The sequence below is a fragment of the Zobellia uliginosa genome (genome assembly GCF_900156625.1).
GTDB lineage: Bacteria > Bacteroidota > Bacteroidia > Flavobacteriales > Flavobacteriaceae > Zobellia > Zobellia uliginosa.
This window is the reverse complement of record NZ_FTOB01000003.1, coordinates 860,679-880,846: the sequence shown is the minus strand read 5'-3', so window position 1 is coordinate 880,846 and position 20,168 is coordinate 860,679. Positions and strand designations below refer to the sequence as shown.

The following is a 20,168-nucleotide window of genomic DNA, read 5'->3' as shown; positions in this document are numbered from 1 at the left end:
GGCGGCTTTTGTTCAAATAATAATACACTTAACTGTAATAACTTAAAACTTATAGTTCAACGATAAATTGAACATGGTTCCCAATTGACTGAAATGATAGCCGTCATAAGTCATTTGAGAATACCTTTGATTAAAGGTAATCAGGTTAGAGGGCGAATTCACAACCGCAGCGCCATCCAATATAGCTTGGCCGGTTGCCGTTGCATCAACAAAACTCCATTCAGGCAATACATTAAATAAATTGTTCACATTCAATGCAATCGTAAACTTTTCAGTTGCATTAAAATTAATCCCTAAATCGGTCACGATTTTTGGGGTGAACTCCGTACTTAAATCAGACCCTCCATCTGCTACAGCCCCTGCAGGAATATCGGAAGCATTGACAAAAATGTCCTCAAGGTCTTGTAATCCCTGTTGCTGGAACGTTGTTTTTCCGAAATAGGTATTGTTCAAGGAAAAACCGAATTTATTGATATTGTAGTTCATTCCAAAAATCCATTTTGTTTCAGGGCGAGAAGTAAAAAACAAGGCCTCTTGAGTTCCGTTGACTACAGATTGACCTGAGTTTTCCACTAAAGGAATATTCTTGACCGGACCATCAAGTTCGTTTTGAATCGTATAGTTTCCCGATAAATTCAAATCTAGACTACCTGCCCCAATGGCAATGCCCTTGTAGGCAAGAACCACATCTACACCGGAAGTTCTTGTGTCTATGGCGTTAGAAAAAAAGCTAACATCACTTAAATTATTGTTTGCCAAAAGAACATCTAAGGGATTGGCAGCATCGCCGCTTCCTCCAATTTCATTCCCCAATACAATTCTATCTTCTACGGCAATATTGTAGTAGTCGAAAGTATAACTGAACTTGTTGGCTATTTTTCCACCAAAACCAATGGTAAAGTTCGTAGACGTTTCTGCATCTAATTGTGGTATGCCCAAAAGTTTGGCCTGTGTAGACACGTTGTTGATCAAACCACCCACTTGAATACCTTGGCCAGGGACAAAACTATACTGAGCTTTTTGAGTGTAGATCTGATGTAAGGTAGGCGCCCTAAACCCAGAAGAGATCGAACCTCTTAAGGTAAACGCGTCAGCCACTTTATAACGTGAGCTGAACTTATATACAAAAGCATTGCCAAAATCAGAATAGTTTTCCGTTCTAACAGTACCGCTTAACAAGAACGCATCGGTTACGTCGTAGTCTAAACTTAAATAACCACCAATGTTATACCTGTTGAATTTACCGGAGTTTTGAGGAGAGGCGCCTGCAAATGAATCGGCACCGCCACCATCATAGGAAGCCAGTTCCCCTTCTATGATTTCAAACGTCTCTGTTCTGAACTCTGCACCGACACCTATGCTTATTTTATCGGAAAGCAGTCTTGAGATATCAATATTCCCAACATTGTGCGTGAATTTTGTTCCTCCAGGATTGAACGATTGCTGACTGTTCTCTCGATACAACTGCGAACCTTCCGTGATTTCCCCATCATCTACCGAACCATTTCCATTGGCATCAATAAAGACTGAAGGGGAGTACACAAAATTAGGGTTGTGTGAATTATTGACCTTATAGGTCTGTAAGTTACCGCCAGTAGTGAAACTAGCGTCTATGTTCCAATCGTTAATGGTCGACTTGAACCCGATAGTACCGTTATAATCACTAAGCAATCCTTCAAAGGTAGGCACGTAACCTACATAAGAGCCGTTAGGGCCATCAGGAAAGAAATCGGTCAAGTAGCTTGAATAATCCGTTCCATCAAGGTCAAGCGGAGATAATGGGGCAGCTTGTCTCCAGTAGGGGGTTCTATAGTTGGCAAAACTGTTTACCGCCTTATATACATAGGCTGCATTTCCGTATAATTGCGTGTTGTCACTTAAATCGTAGCCGAAATTGACCGAAAATTTGGCCGCTGCCGTTTCTGGCGAACCATTGATGTTGCCCGCATCCGGAATTTCGGCCAAGAAGTTGTTTACCAGGTTCAAACCTGCCTGGTTTCTAGCGATCAAGCTCGCTTCATCATGACCGTTTCCGTAGTTTTCAGGGTTTAGGGGATCCCGATAAACAAAATCGGCATATTCACCGTTGGCATCTACCGTTCCGGGTCTATTGGCTTGGTTTACTTTAGATAAATCAATGGTGTAATTGATAAACCCCTTGTCTTCGCCTATTGAACTTCCATTATTCAAGGATACCCCGAACATTTCGCCGTCACCTTCCGAGGTAATTCCCGTACGCACCGTAGCGGAACCTTCATTAGGACTATCTTTTAAAATGATATTCATAACACCGGCAATCGCATCGGAACCATATTGGGCCGAAGCACCGTCCCTAAGGATTTCCACTCTTTTAATGGCATCGGTGGGTATGGCGGAAATATCCGCACCCGTTTCACCTCGCCCTGGGGAGGTTTGTGTATACAAAAGGGCACTTAGGTTCTTACGTTTACCATTTATTAAAATCAGGGTCCTACTTGGCCCCATATTACGAATCTCATAAGGATCGAGTAAGGAAGTAGCATCGTTTACGGGAGTTTGAACCGTGTTGAACGAGGGAATTCTATACTGCAAGGCTTTATCAAAAGTCGCTTGCCCTGTAGAGGTTAATTCCTTTACCCCTACAACGTCAACGGGTAATGGCGTGTCCGTGTTGCTTCGGGGAGCGGTCCGCGACCCTACAACAATAAACTCCTCCAATTGTACGCCTTCACTAAGCGATACGTTTATAACCGATTTTTCCGCCACCTTTTTTTCTGTGGTGGGAAATCCTATATAACTAAAAACTAGGGTGGCATCGTCGGAAACCTCAATGGTATAATTTCCGTCAAAATCGGTCGTGGTACCATTGGTCGTTCCCTTTTCCACCACATTAACACCTGCTAATGGGTTACCATCTTGATCTTCAACTTTTCCCGAAACGGATTGCTGAAGCACGGATAGATCCAAAGCGGTAGCATGGCCCAAGGTATTAAGGGAAAGCTTCTTAATTTTTATTTTCTCGGCTTTCTTGTGATATACCACATAATAGCTATTGCCCAAATACTCAAAATCGAAACTGGTTTTAATTTCTAGTTTATGTATGATTTTATTGAGCTTATTATATCGATATTCCTCAGGATTTAGATGTTCTCCAGATATAAGGCTGGCATTATACGTAAAATAAACCTTGTGTTTTTTGCTCAAATCCGCGAGAAAATCGGAAAGCGTAACGCTCTTTTCCAATTCCCCGTCAAGGTTTTTCTCCGAAGCCTGAATCGGAATACTTCCAATCAACAGGCTAGCGGCTAACAGTGTTTTCATAATAGTGTTTCTCATAGTAATGATTTGATTTTGAGTTAATTTTTAAACATTATAAGTCTATTGTCTTTCACGACAATTCGGGTTCCAGTCGATTTTTCTATGGCCGACAAACAAATTTTTAGATTTTGGTTAGGGATACCTCCCGTAAGTTTTTGACCTTTGAGTTCTTCATCTATAAATTCCGTTTTCAGACCATAGGCCTGTTCTATATTTTTCATGACCTCATATACTGTGGTGTTGTTGAATATATAGGTTCCTTCGCGCCATAGGGAATAGGAAAGTTCTTGGGTCACCTTGTCATGGGTGGTAATCTTGTCTTTATTGGAATACGACACCAATTCGCCAGGCTTCATTTTTTTGGAGGTGCCGTTCCCCAGCAAAAGCTCAATGCGGCCTTCATCCAAAAGAACACCGGTCTTATTGTTTCGTGTACTTACATGGAACTGTGTTCCGAATACCTCTACCTTTAAATCCCTGGTATTAACCCAAAATTTCGCTTTGGTAGAGGGAATGGATTTTACCTTAAAGTAAGCCTCTCCAGATAGATTTATATTACGGGGAGTATTTTTGTCATAGCTTATCTCAGAATTACCGTTTAAGATGACCGAAGTACCATCGGGCAGCTTTAAATCGATGATTTCCCCGAATAGGGTGGTATGGGTAACGGTGGTGTCGGTAGGAATAAACAAATAGGCCAAGCTTATAAAGAGAACCAAGGTGGTCGCCATTGCCATATATTTTATGACGCTGAAGGATTTTTTTTCCTTTTTAAAACTTTTTTCTTCCACTTCTACTAAGGCTAGTATATCGCTAAGGGCTTGGTCTATTTTGGTTTCTGAAACTTGGGTCTTGTTGAATTTGATACCTAATATTATCGCCTTGGCATTGTATACCGTTTCTATTTTATCAGGATGTTGCCTGATCCAATTGTTCCAGAAGGCCACATCATTTTGATTGTGGTTCTTCGCCCAGTTTACGAACGATAGATCTTCGATCAGTATCTCTAAAAGGGATAGTTCTTCTTTGCTCATAAACAGGATCTTCATTAATAAAGAGACCATGGTTTATTTTTTATACCCTTTTTTTTCTAAGTTTTTTTTAAGATCGCCGATATTTCTCGATCCTCGATTTCATTTCGTAGTTTGGCAAAGGCCTTCTGCAGGGTGTTCAACACACTTTGATAAGATATATCCATTACCTCCATGGTGTCTTTTGTTGATAGTCCACTATAGTATTTTAGATAGATGACTTCTCGCTGTCGTGTAGAGAGCGTGTTGAGCAAGATGGCCAGGGTAGTAGTCTTGATATGGCTTAATTCTTGCTCGATTTTCAATTCTTCGGGCGAAAATCCGAACGACCGACCCCTTTCCAATGACGTCTCATAGGAACTAAATTGCCGTTCCTTTTTCAAACTTTTTAGAATTTCCCTTCGAAAAGAGGTATATAAGTAAGATTTTACATGGTTTACTTTTCTTATTTTTCTTCGATTTTTATGTAAGTAGATAAAAAAATTTTGAAGACAATCTTCAGTAATAAATGAGTCTGAAGAGAGCTTTATTCCGTAACCATAGAGCTGGGGATAATAGGTTTTAAATAATGAAGAAAAGGCGTTTTGATCTCCTTCCGTAAATAATTCCCATAAAGCTTTTTCAGAAAAAGTGTTCATATTTTAGATTTGGGCTTGGTCTAAATATATGCAATGATTACTAAAATAACGTTAAATGATTTAATTTAATTTAGTCATTTTCCATTTTTGATGATTATATGTCAATGATACACTTATTTGTTTAGAAATATTTCAACACGGACTAGAGCGCATAAATCAACTTATAAGGGTTAGGGAAGAGGGGAGCAGTTTTATTAAAAATACCAAATCAAAGAGTTATCTTTGCAGCCTATTTTAGAAGCCCTTTTTAATTTATTCAAACTTTAATTACAAATTTCAAGATGAAAGCAGGTATTGTAGGATTGCCAAACGTAGGAAAATCAACTCTGTTCAATTGTCTTTCCAACGCCAAGGCACAAAGTGCCAATTTTCCTTTTTGTACTATAGAACCGAATATCGGGGTGGTAAACGTCCCTGATGCCCGGTTAGAGAAATTGGAATCATTGGTAGATCCTGAACGTGTTTTGCCTGCAACGGTCGAAATCGTAGATATTGCCGGTTTGGTCAAAGGAGCTAGTAAAGGGGAAGGACTGGGGAACCAGTTCTTGGGAAACATTCGTGAAACCGATGCCATACTACATGTATTGCGTTGTTTTGACAATGACAATATTGTTCATGTAGATGGTTCCGTCGATCCGATAAGGGACAAAGAGACCATTGATATGGAACTTCAATTGAAAGATCTTGAGACGGTAGATAAAAAACTAGATAAGGTAAAGCGTGCCGCTAAGACGGGTAACAAAGAAGCCCAAAAAGAGGAAGCGGTACTCTTGAAGTTGAAAGAAGGTTTGGAAGCGGGAACTTCGGTTCGCGCCATCGATATATCGGAAGACGATAGAAACGAATTTGTCAAGCCCTTGCAGTTCATTACCGATAAGCCTGTAATGTATGTCTGTAATGTTGATGAAGATGCCGCAGCTACAGGAAATGACTATGTAGAAAAAGTAAAGGCCGCCGTGGCCCAAGAGAATGCAGAAGTAATCGTATTGGCCGTTGGTACCGAAGCCGACATTACCGAACTTGAAACCTACGAAGAACGCCAAATGTTCTTAGAAGACCTTGGTTTGGAAGAACCGGGTTCCGCCAAATTGATTCGTGGCGCCTATAAATTGCTCAACCTTGAGACCTATTTTACCGCAGGGGTCAAGGAAGTTCGCGCATGGACGATTCCTGTCGGTGCTACCGCCCCTCAAGCAGCTGGGGTAATCCATACCGATTTTGAAAAAGGATTTATACGCGCCGAGGTGATTTCTTATAACGATTTTGTTCAATTCGGAAGTGAAGCCAAAGTCAAGGAAGCGGGTAAAATGCGTGTAGAAGGCAAGGAATATATCGTTAAGGATGGCGATATCATGCACTTCAGGTTCAACGTGTAATCTGTTTGCCCCCTCTTTACAAATTTATCGTAGTGTGGTTATCGTCTTATACGGTTGAGTTCACTTAGTGTTAAGCACTCCCAATCCTCGAACTGACTCCCTGGTTTCGACATAAACAGAACACTCTGTTTATAAAAGAGATCAACTATGTTTTAAGGTAAACCTATTTATGGTTAAATTCACCGCTACAAAAAATACCCTAGTAAATTGGATAATTTTATAGATGAACTGAACGATGCCCAAAGGGCTCCCGTTCTGCATAAAGACGGCCCCTTAATGGTCATTGCCGGAGCTGGATCGGGCAAGACAAGGGTACTTACCTATCGTATTGCCTATTTGATGCAACAAGGTGTTGATGCTTTTAACATTTTGGCATTGACCTTTACCAACAAGGCCGCCCGTGAAATGAAAGAGCGTATCGCCAAGATTGCGGGTAGGGCGGAGACCAAAAACCTTTGGATGGGTACCTTTCACTCCGTTTTTGCCAAATTGTTACGCTACGATGGCGATAAATTGGGGTTTCCGAGCAATTTCACCATTTATGACACCCAAGATTCGCAAAGGCTGTTGGCTTCCATTATCAAGGAAATGGGACTCGACAAGGATATCTACAAGTACAAACAGGTGCAGAACCGTATATCTTCATATAAGAACAGCCTGATTACCGTAAAGGCCTATATGCAGAACCCTGAACTGGTAGAGGCCGATGCCATGGCCAAAAGGCCGAGAATGGGAGAGATTTACCAAAATTACGTAGAGCGTTGTTTTAAGGCCGGTGCGATGGATTTTGATGATTTGTTGTTGCGCACCAACGAGCTGTTGAACCGCTTCCCCGAAGTGCTTATGAAGTACCAAGACCGGTTCCGGTATATTTTGGTAGATGAGTACCAAGATACCAACCATTCCCAATATTTGATCGTAAAGGCCTTGGCCGACCGCTATCATAATATTTGTGTAGTGGGTGATGATGCGCAGAGTATCTATTCTTTTCGCGGGGCGAATATCAGCAACATCCTTAACTTTCAACGCGATTATGAAAATGTGGGCATGTACCGCCTCGAACAGAACTATAGGTCTACACGAAATATCGTAAATGCGGCCAACTCCATTATCGAAAAGAACAAAGACCAGTTGGAAAAAGTGGTTTGGACCTCCAACGATGACGGCCCTCCGATCAAGGTGCACCGCAGTACTACCGATGCCGAGGAAGGACGTTTCGTGGCGGGATCCATTTGGGACCATAAGATGAACGAACAGCTGGGCAATGGCGAATTTGCCGTGCTATACCGCACCAACTCACAGTCCCGTGCCATAGAGGACGCCTTGCGAAAGCGGGATATTCCATATCGTATCTATGGGGGACTATCCTTTTACCAACGGAAGGAAATCAAGGATGTTTTGGGGTACTTACGCTTGGTAATCAACCCAAAAGACGAGGAGGCCCTTAAACGGGTCATCAATTTCCCGGCAAGGGGTATCGGACAGACTACCCTCGACAAGCTTACGGTAGCGGCCAACCATTACAACCGTTCCATTTTTGAGGTTATTCAGAATCTCGATAAAATTGACCTAAAAATCAACGCAGGAACCAAGCGAAAGCTACAAGATTTTACCAACATGATCCGCAGTTTCCAGATCATGAACGAAACGACCGACGCCTTTACCTTGGCCGAACATGTGGCCAAAAAATCCGGACTCCTTTTAGAGTTTAAAAAGGACGGAACGCCAGAAGGTATCGGCAAAATGGAAAATATTGAAGAATTACTCAACGGTATAAAGGATTTTGTGGAAGGACAGAAGGAAATTGCCGATGCTACGGGAAGCATCAGTGAATTCTTGGAAGATGTGGCCTTGGCAACTGATTTGGATAACGATAAAGGCGATGATGACCGTGTCGCCCTTATGACCATTCACCTGGCCAAGGGACTGGAGTTTCCCTATGTTTATATCGTAGGTATGGAGGAAGACCTCTTCCCCTCAGGAATGAGTATGAACACCCGTAGCGAATTGGAAGAAGAGCGCAGGTTGTTCTATGTGGCCCTGACCCGGGCCGAAAAGCAAGCCTATCTTACCTATACACAAAACAGGTACCGATGGGGGAAACTGATAGATGCCGAACCCAGTAGGTTCTTAGAGGAAATCGATGAGAAATACATAGAAAACCTCACACCGATCGATACGGGCTATCGGTACAAACCCTTATTGGACGGCGATATTTTCGGAGAAGTGGACAAAAGTAGGTTACGTCAGAACAAACCGGTGAAAGGCACCCCGCCAAGTCGCAAAAAACCGAACGAAAACCAGCTTAGAAAGCTGCGAAAACTCAAACCGGACCTGGCTACGCCCGTGGGCAATACCAATTCGGTAGACCCCAATCTGGCAGAAGGCTGCCTTATCAACCATACGCGATTTGGTCGAGGAAAAGTATTGAAAATAGAAGGTGTGGGCAATGACCGAAAGGCCGAGATCCAATTTGAAAAGGGCGACGTAAAGAAATTATTGCTTCGCTTTGCCAAGTTGGAAGTTATAGGTTAGATGACGATTCATTACACTATAAATAAAGCCCCAAGAAATAGATTCATGGGGCTTTGTTGTTTCTAAACCCTATCATTGCCCTTCCACAATGTGAATAGGCAGATGGAAAAAACAATCCTTTGAAACAGGGGCTGATCCATAGGGTTTGAGAGAAGAAAAAAATGTAGTAATTTAGATAAGGTCTTATAAGGAAAATGCTATGGCAGAGTTTATAAAAATATATAAGGACAATCCGAACCCAAAGGAGGTGAAAAGGGTAGTCGATGTTTTGCGCAAGGGCGGGCTGATTATTTATCCAACCGACACGGTCTATGGCCTAGGTTGTGATATTACCAACTCACGCGCCCTGGAAAAAATCGCCCGTATTAAAGGAATTAAATTGGCCAAGGCCAACTGGTCTTTTATCTGTGCCGATTTAAGCAATCTATCGGATTATGTACGTCAAATCGATACGGCCACCTTTAAAATTCTCAAAAGGGCCTTACCGGGCCCCTATACCTTTATTCTTCCAGGTAACAACAACCTCCCCAAAGATTTTAAGAAGCGAAAAACCGTGGGGATCAGGGTTCCTGACAATACGATAGCCAGGGCACTGGTAGAAGGACTTGGCAATCCCATAGTTTCCACTTCCATTCGGGATGATGATGATTTATTGGAATACACCACCGACCCGGAACTTATTTTTGAAAAATGGGAGAACTTGGTCGATATCGTAATCGACGGCGGTTATGGTGATAACGTGGCGTCAACGGTTATCGACCTCTCGAATGGGGAAGTCGAAGTCGTTAGGGAAGGCAAGGGAGATATAGACATATTTTAAGAATAGGCCCTTAACAGGGCCTTACTTACCACCAGACCACAAATAATTTTTCGAATTGACGGTCCGATTTTTTCAACCAGACCATAGGGGCGCTTGTATTTTCGATACGTAGGCGCACTTCCTCCAAGATTTCGGAGTGGGATGACCAATCAACGTTGTTGTGCGGTGCAATGACCCATTCCGATTTGATGGGTATGTAATAACGGTAGCCCTGAAAATCGGTGGAATAGAAGTCCTCTACCCGAAGCCAATACCCATGAACACAAGCTGTATTCAAAGGTTCAATATGAAGCTGGGGCTTTTGAAAAGGCATAAACAATTGGGCCTTAAAACAGGCTTGATGAACAATGGCTTCATGGTCGATACCTCTTTCCGATAAAGCCTTGATGCCACTTTCCGTATGCAAAAGGCCAAACTGCTTGTCCCTTATTTTTTCCATTTTGTTAAAGAACAAATCCCTCCGGTTAGGGCCTACCAAACAATGGATAGGCTCCGATAGGCTAGGGTCTACGATATAGAATTTATAGGTCAATTCCACATGTATCAGTTTTTTCGTTTCCCTATGCCGTAGTATGAAATCGATTTCGCCTATGGTCCGGTTTTGGTCTTTGACCAGCAGATTGTGCAGCAGCAGTTCGTAGGTCGTGTCATGTGTTAACAGGCGGGAGAATACCTCTTCCATCTGATGGCCGAGGCGTATCTTTTTTGAAATTGGTTGGGGAGTGAATCCATGCAAATCAATCTCGGGAAAAACGAATTGTTCGATCCCGAATTCCATTCCCGTCCATAAAGCAGGCGTAGCCAAAAACCCGAAGCACTGTTCTTTTATCATCTTTTACGAAGGTAGGGTCTCTTAAGGGCCTTTCAAAAAAAATAAAGGACCCTTGGTGCTACTTTTTGAATTGCAGTATCGTATCTGTTCAAATTACCTAAAACTTCTTTATATTGTAGACTCGTTTATACAAACCACCACAAAAAAAGACAGATGAATTCGAACAGAAGAAATTTCCTAAAAAAAACGTCATTGGTAGGGGCCGGTATTGCATTAACCCCAAATATTTCCCAAGCTAATTTTTTAGGAACGGATAGGCCTTACTCGGCTCAATACATGGGAGGCTTTGCAGCACCTAAATTAGACAAGGTGCGTTTTGCCTTTATCGGAGTAGGGGCTAGGGGGTCTGGACATGTGTCTCAAATCGCGGCGATAGAAGGTACAGAGGTCGTTGCCATTTCCGACCTCTATGAAGACCTGGCCAAAAAATCCGCAAATGTCTGTAAAGAAGTTGGTAAAGGGGAACGACATAAAAAAGTGAAATTGTATACCGATGGTGAGAACGATTGGAAAAAAATGCTGAAGGAGCAAAAACCCGATGCCGTAATTATTGCAACCCCTTGGAGCTTACATGCCCCAATGGCCATAGCGACCATGAACGCCGGCGGCCATGCTTTTGTTGAAGTCCCATTGGCCTTGACCTTGCAAGAAATGTGGGACATAGTGGACACTTCGGAAAAAACGAAGAAACACTGTATGATGATGGAAAACGTCAACTATGGTAGAGACGAGCTATTGTACTTGAACATGTGTAGAAAAGGGGTTATAGGGGAATTACTCCATGGCGAGGCCGCCTATATTCACGAGTTACGTTTTCAAATGAACGAAGTTGACCGTGGCACGGGTTCTTGGAGAACACCGCATTACGCCCATAGAAATGGAAATCTTTACCCGACCCATGGTTTGGGTCCCGTGGCACAGTATATGAACATTGCCCGTACAGAAGATAACTTCAAGTTTATCAATTCCTTCTCATCTCCCGCAAGGGGCCGTAAACTGTATGCGGAAAAAAACTTCCCTGCAGATCATAAATGGAATAAATTAGATTACAAGGGAGGGGATATCAATACCTCTATCATTAAAAGTACTTTGGGCCGCACCATTATGGTACAATGGGACGAAACGAGTCCACGCCCCTATACCCGTCACAATATGATCCAGGGAACCAAGGGCACTTTGGCGGGCTTCCCGACCCGAATGGCCATTGAAGGTGGTGTAGAAGGCGCTACGGAAGACCACCATCACTGGGCAGAAGGCGAGGACTTGGCCAAAATTTACGAGAAATACGAACACCCTTTGTACAAACGTGTGGGCGAGTTGGCCACAAAGATGGGCGGTCATGGCGGAATGGACTTTATGATGTTATTCCGTATCGTTGAATGTTTAAGAAACGGGGAGCCTTTAGACCAAAATGTTTACGAAGGTTGCCTGTGGAGTGCGGTTTCACCCTTAAGTGAAGCTTCCGTGGCAGCCAATGGGGCACCACAAGAATTTCCCGACTTTACTCGGGGCGCCTGGAAAACGACTGCTCCCTTAGGAATCATAAACTAAGCATACCCTTCCTCATAAAACAGCAAAGTAAGGGGGCTTCGTACGCGCTAATAGTCCGTAACCGTTAACATTTCCTAAAAAGGGAGGTGTTGACGGTTTTATTAAGTAATTTTATGTTATGGCTATGAACACGAGAAAAGGGTTCCGGTTTTCAACCTATGAAGCACCGGAACAAACTCCCTTTGAAAAACTTTTTGATATTTTTCAAGAGCTCATTACCCATACTTCGGGCGATTTTGACGAGGCTATAGATTGGCTGCGTGAACTGGACAAGGAGTATGAACTGACCGATGATGAATATACGATCGATGATTTCATAGAGGAGTTAAAGGCAAAAGGATATATTCAAGAGGAATTTGACGATGATGCTGCCGGTGGAGAAGGGGATGAGGGCGATGAAAACGGTGGGAAGGGAAATATTTCCATTACCGCCAAAATGGAACGCCTGATCCGACAAAGGGCGTTGGACCAAATTTTTGGAAAAATTAAGCGCAGCGGCTCGGGAAACCACAAAACGGGAAAATCGGGGCAAGGCGATGAGCATACCGGAGATTTTCGGGAGTACCGCTATGGCGATGGCTTAGAGCATATTTCCATGACCGAAAGTTTGAAAAATGCACAAATCAATCATGGTATTGGCAGTTTTCAACTCAACGAAGAAGATCTGGTCGTAGAAGACACCCAACATAAGGCCCAGATGAGTACGGTACTGATGATAGATATTAGCCATAGTATGATTCTCTATGGGGAAGACCGTATTACGCCCGCTAAAAAAGTGGCGATGGCACTAGCGGAATTGATCACGACCCGCTATCCCAAGGATACCTTGGACATTCTGGTTTTCGGCAACGATGCCTGGCCCATACCCATTAAAGATCTTCCCTACCTAAAAGTCGGACCCTATCACACCAATACGGTAGCGGGACTCCAATTGGCCATGGATATCTTACGGCGTAAACGGAATACCAATAAGCAGATTTTTATGATCACCGATGGAAAACCCAGTTGTCTAAGGCTTCCTGATGGCACTTACTATAAAAATAGTGTCGGTTTAGATGATTACATTGTCGAGAAATGCTACAATATGGCACGGCAGGCCAGGAAACTGCATATTCCCATTACCACATTTATGATTGCCCAAGATGCCTATTTAATGCAATTTATCCGGCATTTTACCGAAGCGAACAAAGGCAAGGCCTTCTTTACGGGATTAAAAGGATTGGGGGAAATGATTTTTGAGGATTACGAAAACAACAGAAGAAAACGGCTAAAATAAAAATAAGGGTTTTAGTGAAAGCTGAAGCTTCATTTCAAAACGATATTGATTAGAAAAGCGATTGCGATATATGAAATTAGATTATAAAAACATAAATACCCTAGGCCAACTAAAAGCTGCGGGGTACCAGACCAAGAGTATCAAAGATGAGTTGCGAGACAACCTTATCGAAAAAATAAAAAAAGGAGAAGAGACCTTTACGGGAGTTTGGGGGTATGAAGATTCGGTGATCCCAGAATTGGAAAGAGCCATTCTGTCTCGTCACAACATCAATTTACTCGGGTTGCGCGGACAGGCAAAAACCCGTTTGGCCCACCTGATGGTGAATTTATTGGATGAATACATTCCCGTAGTGGAAGGTTCGGAAATCAACGACGACCCTACTAAGCCTATGTCGCGATATGCCATGGAGCTTATCAAGGAAAAAGGCGATGACACGCCCGTCTCTTGGTTGCACAGGGATGAGCGTTTTGCTGAAAAATTGGCGACTCCCGATGTTACCGTGGCCGATTTGATAGGTGACGTCGACCCCATAAAGGCGGCTAACCTTAAATTATCCTATGCCGATGATAGGGTGATCCATTTTGGAATGATCCCCCGGGCCAACCGTTGTATCTTCGTGATTAACGAATTACCCGACCTTCAGGCTAGGATCCAAGTGTCTTTGTTTAATATTTTGGAGGAAGGTGACATTCAGATTCGCGGCTTTAAACTGCGATTGCCCCTAGATATTCAATTTGTGTTCACGGCAAACCCCGAGGATTATACCAACAGGGGAAGCATTGTAACCCCATTGAAAGATAGGATCGGTTCACAAATCTTGACCCATTATCCCGACGATATTGAAACGGCGCGAAAAATTACGGAACAAGAAGCCCGTCTTGATGAACGTCAAACAAATTCCGTCTACGTTCCCGATATTGCCAAGGACTTGTTAGAGCAAGTGATTTTTGAGGCAAGGGAGAGTGAATACGTAGATGCCAAGAGCGGGGTAAGTGCCCGTACGAGCATTACCGCTTTTGAAAACCTTTTGAGCACTGCCGAAAGAAGGGCCCTATTGACCGATGCGGAAAGTACCATGGTGCGCTTGAGCGATTTTATGGGAATCATTCCCGCTATTACCGGAAAGATCGAACTGGTTTATGAAGGAGAGCAAGAAGGAGCCGATGGTGTTGCCGAAATACTGGTCGACGATGCCGTAAAACGTTTGTTCCCAAAATATTTCCCTGCCATTAACAAGCTGGAAAGAAAGGATGCCCAAACCCCGTACGATGGACTTCTAAGCTGGTTCTTTCAAGGGGAAGGTTTTGAGCTTTTGGATGAGTTCACCGACGAGGAATACAAACGAAGTTTAGATGCCATTCCCGAATTGAACCAATTGATAAAGGAACATCAACCCGATTTTCCCAAGGCGGATGTATATTTTTTAAAGGAACTGATCTTATGGGGACTCGTATCACATAATAAATTGAGTAAAAACCGATTTTCGGAAGGCTACCAGTTTAAAGACCTTTACGGAAGCTATATCGATAAGTTGTAGCAATTTACAGTCCTAAAAAACAAAAGCCCTCTCTTAACGAAAGGGCTTTTTTTACGGGTATATGACAGGTTTATTCAATCATCCAAACATCACTGTTGTGCGCTCTGGTATGGTCTCCCTGATTGATTTTAAGGCCTCCTGAAATCAGTATTTTATCCTCAAATATTACCGAAGCATGCCCCATTCTGGCCCCATAGGAGGCACTGGTCGTTAGTTTGTTCCATTGGGTTCCATTATCGGAATACCATACATCGGCAAAGGTTGTAATGTCTTGTTGAAAAGTACTTTGGTTTACAATCGCTTGCCAGCCTCCAATGACCCACATCCTATTACCATAAACAAGAGAGGTATGATTGGCCCGTAATTCAAATACAGAATCCGTATCGACTTCCGTCCAATGAACACCGTCCGTGGAAGTATAGATATCATTATAAAATATAGGGGATGAATCTTGAACGGCGGTTCCGCCCATTAAGTACATTTTTCCGTCAAAAACTACGGTGGTATGGTCGGTACGTGGGGAGAACTGTGCATTTTCCGTAGCTTGCACCCAGTGAATTCCATTTTCGGAATACCAAACATCGTTCATTTGGTCTGAAACCTTGGTACCGCCTATGACCCAAAGTTTACCATCGTAGACTACTGTAGAATGACCTTCGCGAGACCCAAATCCGGGATTGGTTGTTTCCTTGGTCCAGTTCTTTCCGTTAGTAGATGACCAAACGTCACTGAACCCTCCGGCAATCACCCACAACTTGTTTTTAAAGACAACCGCCGTATGATTGCTTTTGTTGAAAAAGCCAAAGGGATCTTCTGCTTCCAATTGCCATGTTTCACCATCTGTCGATGACCAGATGTCATCATATGAATCGTTGTCGTCCCTACCGCCTATCATCCATAGTTTCCCGTTGAACTCGGTAATACTATGGTTTCTTCTTGCCCCGAAGCCTACATTAGTAGTTAAGGCCGAATCGGCAAATGAAAATCCTTTGGTGGTAAAGCTAAAAGTCTCGCTACTCTCCGTTTCGCCCCCCTTGCCGTCGCTAGCGATTACTTTCCAATAGTATACTTTATTTCGATCTAGACCTTCGGCTATGGTAAACTCGGTAACCGAAAGGTTTTCGGCCAATAGGGTTTCGGGAGATTCATTGGTGTCCAAAAGTAGGGTATAGGTAATCTCATCGCCGTCCGTATCGGTAGTGGCGGTCCAGCTTAAAACCGGATGTAAGTCTATGTCCGATGCACCGTCTTCCAAGCCTGCAAGACTGAATTCGGCGGGAGCAGTATTTCCTGACCCTTCTTCCTCTTCATTCGGCACTTCCTCCTGAGGCTGCCCTGTGTCCTGTTCTGGTGGATCAATTTGTACATCGTCATCGGAACAGGCGTTAAAAATTACTAGGGAAAGGCAGATTAAAAAGAAATATTTAAACTTCATAGCGGGGAATTTTTAGTTAGACTTAAAAAACTATCGGTTTGACAAAATATTTTGAAGTTTAGACCAAGTGTTATCTCTCTTAGATGAATGTACTATTACCTTTATAGAAGCTACGATTGTTGCCTTCGGTCATAGAGCAATCAAGAGAAAAAATAGACCCCAATAAGACTGTTAAGGGTGAAACAATTTGTTTTAAATAATAAAACAACTATATTTGGTAAACCAGTTTGGTAAACCAATTAAAGCGATCAACGCTAGTGTCCTAGTCATGCACTTTATGCTTTTATCATAAGAGAAGTCAAAAGTCCGATTTACGCCACTATGTAAATGCTATTCGTGCCGTTCATTTGTACTCGACCTTGGTTCGGGGGCAAGGGCACACAAAAACGAAACAAATCCTATCAGTAAGTAACATGACAAAAGCCAGTTTATTAGTATTAAGTGTGGTACTTTCCTTGTTTTCCTTTATCGATAACCCGAACGATAAAGAGATTTACGTAAAGAATATCACAGAATTGAATAAGGCCATAGATCAGGCAAATCCTGGAGACGAAATCATCATGGCCAATGGAGATTGGAAGGATGTTCAAATCCGATTTTTAGGATATGGAAAAGAGGGGCAGCCTATAACGCTCAAGGCGGAAACACCCGGTAAAGTCCTTATTGGAGGAAAATCGGACCTAAAATTGGGAGGAGAATACCTAGTGGTCAACGGTTTGTACTTCATTAATGGCGCATCGCCCTCTAATGCGGTCATTGAATTTGCCATTAGCGAAGATACAGTGGCCAACCACTCCCGGGTGACCAACTCCGTCATCTTAGATTTCAATAAGGCCCAAAGAAACGAGACCGACCTTTGGGTATTGTTCAAGGGAAGGCATAACCAGCTGGATCATTGCTACATCGCCGGGAAGTCCAATAGAGGTCCTACGGTCAGGATTGATTTGGCCGGAAACAAGAACATAAAGAATTACCATAAAATCAATAACAACTATTTTGGGCCAAGACCCCCAAAGGGCGGGCCTAGTGCCGAAACCATACAACTAGGGAACAGTTATACTTCCATGACCCCCAGCTACACCTTGGTTGCCCATAATTTCTTCGATAGGTGCAATGGAGAGGTAGAAATCATTTCAAGCAAATCAAATTTCAATGAGTTCAGGAACAATGTCTTTTATAAAAGCGAGGGCTCATTGGTAACAAGACATGGCAATTACTGTATCATAGACGGTAATTATTTTATAGGAGATACAAACTCTGAACAGATCGGCGGGGTTAGGTTGATCGGAACAGGTCATTGGGTCACCAATAATTATTTCTATAACCTAAAAGGAAAAACCTTTAGGAGTCCACTTGCCGTTATGAACGGTATTCCAAAATCACCCCTTAACAGGTATATACAGGTTACCGATGTAGTAGTGGCCCATAACACATGGGTCAATTGCATCTCGCCTTTGCAGTTCGGGGTCGGTTCCAATGTGGATCAAAGAGATATTCTTCCTGCCTCGGAAATCAGGTCTGAACGCCCGATTCGAACCATAGTGGCCAATAACCTTATCTATAGTGACAAGGGAGATAAACAACCTGTCGTTGCCCACGATTCCCTAGATGGAATACGCTTTAGAAACAACCTTATAAATAATCAAGGGCTTTCATTTCAAACACTCCCAGGGATCGAAACCAAGGATTTTTCCCTTTCAGAATTGGAAGAAAATGTGCTAATTCCTACGAGTGACCTGTCAGGTTCTGCGCTATACCACGGTTTTGAATTTGATCAGATTACCACTGACCTTTTTGGGAATTCCAGGACGGACCAAAACGCGGTCGGCGCTATTGTCAAAGTCCCGGTCCAAAAGCCGAACCTTATGGACATCTCCCAATACGGTCCGGATTGGTTTCCTTTAAATGCCGATAAAAAGGAGGTTTCCAAAACCTATTCCGTACGTTCAACCTCCCAATTGATCAGTGCGGTGCAAAAAGCAAAAAATGGGGATACCATTCGTTTGACCGCTAGTAAATACAAGCTTAAAACCCCGTTGAAAATCGATAAGCGCTTGACCATACAGTCGGCCGATATCCATAAGAAGGCTTCCATTTTTTACAACGGTGCCCCAAAGACCCCGGCATTTGAAATGAACCCCAAAGGACAACTGACCTTAAAAGGGCTTATCCTTAAAGGGGAAAAAGCCCAATATGCATTTGCCAGTTTGAAAAACCATATGTCCAGTCTATATAACCTAACGGTCGTAGATTCTGAAATATCGGGTTTTGACTATGTGCTCAAGGCTTACAAATATTCCTTCTCTGAATACATTCAACTGAAATCTACCACAATTACCGATTGTGCCAATGGTTTGGAGCTTTCTGAAGAGACCGATGACAAAGGCGAATATAATGCCGAAAACATATATATCGACAACTGCCACTTTGAAGGCGTCAATAAAAACGTAATCGATTATTACAGAGGTGGCTATGATGAATCGACCGTGGGAGGAAATCTGGTCGTGACCAACAGCAGCTTCACTCGGTGCGGGGCGAAGGAAGAAAGCGAAATTTTGCTTAATACCTATGGTATTATAAACGTAAACCTTTCCGGAAACAAATTCCTTGACAACCAAGTCAAGTATGTGGCCCGCCTGTGGGGAGCAAAGAACAACATACATTCCGACAATGAAATAACAAATTCAGGGGAGCTGATCGTTGAAGAAAACCTCCCACTCAAATTGATGTATTAAACCATACAAGCCAAAAATGAAAAAAACAGTATTAGCTACAGTTACCGTATTACTCCTTTTCGCCTGTAAAGACAAACCTAAGGCCACAACGGACAGCGCATCGGAATCGGCCGTTGCAATGGAAAACACCATCAAATACCCAAGTGAGGTTATCCCTCAAATGGATGAGTGGAAAATCCTCTTAGGCGATGGTACCCATAAAGAAGACCTCGTGAATTACGCGAAGGAAGACTTTTTTTATGTCGAACGCGAAAATGACACGGATTGGGTAGTATTCAAAACACCGAATTCGGGCATAACCTCAAGGACCTCAAGTAATACCAGAACGGAATTAGGGCAGAAAAAACACTGGATACCCGAAACAGGAGGGAAGTTGAATGCAAGCTTAAAGGTTCAACACGTCTCCACTTCGGGCGATGCTAGGGTTGCCGCGTCATACGCTGTCGTGGTCGGCCAAATTCACAGTGATGAAGGACACGAAAACGAACCGATAAAAATCTTTTACAAAAAATTTCCAGGTCATACAAAAGGGTCCGTTTTTTGGAATTACGAAATTAACACCAAGGGAGATAATTCAAAAAGATGGGATTACTCCACGGCAGTTTGGGGATACGATATGTCGGTTGTTGGCCCAACGGCTACCTCATTCCCCGAAGAACCGGAAGACGGTATAGCCTTGGGGGAGGAGTTCAGTTATGAAATCAACGTATATGAAGGTATCATGTACCTCACTTTTTCAAGTGAAGGCCACGAGACCGTTACATTCACCAAAAACTTATTAAAATCCGATTTTACCAAGAAGTCCGATATACCCCAACAGATAAAGACGCTGTATGCTTCAATAGGTCGTGACGGTATCGAGCGTGAAAATGCCTATGCCGGGGAAATACAATACTTTAAGCTAGGAGCCTACAATCAAACCAACGGAAAATCCCCAGAGGATAATCTGGTTTGGAGTACGGGGGCCGACGTTTATGATGGGGACATTGCCAAGCAATACGCCAATGGAAGCTATGCCGAGGTATGGTTCAAAGAAGCGACGCTTGGCGGTGGAAGCGCTCCAGAAGCCCAATGATCCCGCGTAAAGCAAATGCCTTCGTAT

At 43.0% G+C, this 20,168-nt stretch carries 13 protein-coding genes; 8 read left to right on the top strand and 5 right to left on the bottom strand.

The annotated features are described in order from the left end of the window. Positions 1-42 precede the first annotated feature (42 nt). The 3 genes from BW980_RS12395 to BW980_RS12385 are packed head-to-tail and all read right to left on the bottom strand — an operon-like array spanning position 43 to position 4,966. Positions 43-3,300 carry a TonB-dependent receptor gene (locus tag BW980_RS12395; RefSeq protein ID WP_083690464.1) on the bottom strand — a complete coding sequence of 1,086 codons (3,258 nt, stop codon included), beginning with the start codon at positions 3,298-3,300 and terminating at the stop codon, positions 43-45. A 35-nt stretch (positions 3,301-3,335) separates the two neighbouring features. Further along, positions 3,336-4,361, bottom strand: coding sequence for a FecR family protein (locus BW980_RS12390; RefSeq protein ID WP_083690463.1), 1,026 nt, complete (start codon positions 4,359-4,361; stop codon positions 3,336-3,338). A gap of 26 nt (positions 4,362-4,387) precedes the next feature. Next, positions 4,388-4,966, bottom strand: coding sequence for an RNA polymerase sigma factor (locus BW980_RS12385; protein ID WP_076455510.1), 579 nt, complete (start codon positions 4,964-4,966; stop codon positions 4,388-4,390). A 281-nt stretch (positions 4,967-5,247) separates the two neighbouring features. Between BW980_RS12385 and ychF the strand changes: the two genes are divergently transcribed. The 3 genes from ychF (at position 5,248) to BW980_RS12370 (ending at position 9,697) form a co-directional block, all read left to right on the top strand. Continuing rightward, positions 5,248-6,342 (top strand): redox-regulated ATPase YchF, encoded by a 1,095-nt coding sequence (ychF, locus tag BW980_RS12380; protein ID WP_076455509.1) that lies wholly within the window; start codon positions 5,248-5,250, stop codon positions 6,340-6,342. A gap of 207 nt (positions 6,343-6,549) precedes the next feature. Then, positions 6,550-8,877, top strand: a complete 2,328-nt coding sequence (locus BW980_RS12375; protein WP_076455508.1) for an ATP-dependent helicase — start codon at positions 6,550-6,552, stop codon at positions 8,875-8,877. Positions 8,878-9,076: 199 nt separating this feature from the next. Beyond that, a complete protein-coding gene (locus tag BW980_RS12370; protein ID WP_076455507.1) occupies positions 9,077-9,697 on the top strand; it encodes an L-threonylcarbamoyladenylate synthase in 621 nt (206 codons plus the stop codon). Positions 9,698-9,722: 25 nt separating this feature from the next. On the opposite strand, the gene BW980_RS12365 is transcribed toward BW980_RS12370, so the two are convergent. Beyond that, positions 9,723-10,529 (bottom strand): DUF1853 family protein, encoded by an 807-nt coding sequence (locus BW980_RS12365; RefSeq protein ID WP_076455506.1) that lies wholly within the window; start codon positions 10,527-10,529, stop codon positions 9,723-9,725. A gap of 153 nt (positions 10,530-10,682) precedes the next feature. On the opposite strand from BW980_RS12365, the gene BW980_RS12360 reads away from it, so the two are divergent. The 3 genes from BW980_RS12360 (at position 10,683) to BW980_RS12350 (ending at position 14,896) form a co-directional block, all read left to right on the top strand. Continuing rightward, positions 10,683-12,080 carry a Gfo/Idh/MocA family protein gene (locus BW980_RS12360; protein WP_076455505.1) on the top strand — a complete coding sequence of 466 codons (1,398 nt, stop codon included), beginning with the start codon at positions 10,683-10,685 and terminating at the stop codon, positions 12,078-12,080. A gap of 118 nt (positions 12,081-12,198) precedes the next feature. Further along, the gene (locus tag BW980_RS12355) at positions 12,199-13,356 is read left to right on the top strand and encodes a vWA domain-containing protein (RefSeq protein ID WP_076455504.1); all 1,158 of its coding nucleotides are present in this window, start codon (positions 12,199-12,201) and stop codon (positions 13,354-13,356) included. Positions 13,357-13,426: 70 nt separating this feature from the next. Beyond that, entirely contained in the window at positions 13,427-14,896 is a 1,470-nt protein-coding gene (locus BW980_RS12350; protein ID WP_076455503.1) for a magnesium chelatase, read from the top strand. Positions 14,897-14,966: 70 nt separating this feature from the next. Here the strand turns inward: BW980_RS12350 and BW980_RS12345 are convergent, their stop codons facing one another. Then, positions 14,967-16,331: a Kelch repeat-containing protein gene (locus BW980_RS12345; protein ID WP_076455502.1), complete on the bottom strand. Its 1,365-nt coding sequence runs from the start codon at positions 16,329-16,331 to the stop codon at positions 14,967-14,969. A 413-nt stretch (positions 16,332-16,744) separates the two neighbouring features. On the opposite strand from BW980_RS12345, the gene BW980_RS12340 reads away from it, so the two are divergent. Both BW980_RS12340 and BW980_RS12335 read left to right on the top strand, forming a co-directional pair. Beyond that, positions 16,745-19,066, top strand: coding sequence for a chondroitinase-B domain-containing protein (locus BW980_RS12340; RefSeq protein WP_076455501.1), 2,322 nt, complete (start codon positions 16,745-16,747; stop codon positions 19,064-19,066). 16 nt (positions 19,067-19,082) lie between these two features. Continuing rightward, positions 19,083-20,141, top strand: a complete 1,059-nt coding sequence (locus tag BW980_RS12335; RefSeq protein WP_076455500.1) for a polysaccharide lyase family 7 protein — start codon at positions 19,083-19,085, stop codon at positions 20,139-20,141. Positions 20,142-20,168: the final 27 nt, after the last annotated feature.

Bases quoted from the DNA above. Each gene is read 5' to 3' on its own strand.
- BW980_RS12395 (WP_083690464.1), bottom strand. From the start codon at position 3,300: ATGAAAACACTGTTAGCCGCTAGCCTGTTGATTGGAAGTATTCCGATT.
- BW980_RS12340 (WP_076455501.1), top strand. From the start codon at position 16,745: ATGACAAAAGCCAGTTTATTAGTATTAAGTGTGGTACTTTCCTTGTTT.
- BW980_RS12370 (WP_076455507.1), top strand. From the start codon at position 9,077: ATGGCAGAGTTTATAAAAATATATAAGGACAATCCGAACCCAAAGGAG.
- BW980_RS12385 (WP_076455510.1), bottom strand. From the start codon at position 4,966: ATGAACACTTTTTCTGAAAAAGCTTTATGGGAATTATTTACGGAAGGA.
- BW980_RS12365 (WP_076455506.1), bottom strand. From the start codon at position 10,529: ATGATAAAAGAACAGTGCTTCGGGTTTTTGGCTACGCCTGCTTTATGG.
- BW980_RS12360 (WP_076455505.1), top strand. From the start codon at position 10,683: ATGAATTCGAACAGAAGAAATTTCCTAAAAAAAACGTCATTGGTAGGG.
- BW980_RS12355 (WP_076455504.1), top strand. From the start codon at position 12,199: ATGGCTATGAACACGAGAAAAGGGTTCCGGTTTTCAACCTATGAAGCA.
- BW980_RS12390 (WP_083690463.1), bottom strand. From the start codon at position 4,361: ATGGTCTCTTTATTAATGAAGATCCTGTTTATGAGCAAAGAAGAACTA.
- BW980_RS12345 (WP_076455502.1), bottom strand. From the start codon at position 16,331: ATGAAGTTTAAATATTTCTTTTTAATCTGCCTTTCCCTAGTAATTTTT.
- ychF (WP_076455509.1), top strand. From the start codon at position 5,248: ATGAAAGCAGGTATTGTAGGATTGCCAAACGTAGGAAAATCAACTCTG.
- BW980_RS12350 (WP_076455503.1), top strand. From the start codon at position 13,427: ATGAAATTAGATTATAAAAACATAAATACCCTAGGCCAACTAAAAGCT.
- BW980_RS12335 (WP_076455500.1), top strand. From the start codon at position 19,083: ATGAAAAAAACAGTATTAGCTACAGTTACCGTATTACTCCTTTTCGCC.